General features: G+C 61.7%; 1 protein-coding gene. It reads right to left on the bottom strand.

Going from position 1 to position 300, the window contains the following annotated elements; translation table 11 throughout:
- Positions 1–300: Ldh family oxidoreductase (locus AB9F29_RS22115; RefSeq protein WP_369757277.1), on the bottom strand; the 300-nt coding region annotated here is incomplete at both ends.

Raw genomic sequence — 300 nt, 5'->3', positions numbered from 1 at the left:
GCCGCGCGCCGCGACGCTGGTGGCGAAATCAAACACATAGGTGTGCGCGCCTTTGCTGGGCCAACCAAAGCCCAGCGGATTGGTGCCGAGCAAAGGTTTTGTGCCGCCCGTTGGCGCAACTGTCGCGTAACTTGGGCACATCGCAATCGCGGCAAGGCCAAGATCGGTGAGCGCCTCAACATCTGGCCAAAGCGCGGAAAAATGGGTGCAATCGTTGATCACAAGCGCCGCTAACCCCAAACTATGGGCGCGTTCCGCCAGCACGGGCGCGCCCAACTCGAACGCTGCATTGGCAAAGCC

The sequence above is a fragment of the Falsihalocynthiibacter sp. S25ZX9 genome (assembly GCF_041205405.1).
GTDB lineage: Bacteria > Pseudomonadota > Alphaproteobacteria > Rhodobacterales > Rhodobacteraceae > Falsihalocynthiibacter > Falsihalocynthiibacter arcticus.
The sequence above is the reverse complement of the archived record's forward strand: the minus strand, read 5'-3'. Positions and strand labels throughout refer to the sequence as shown.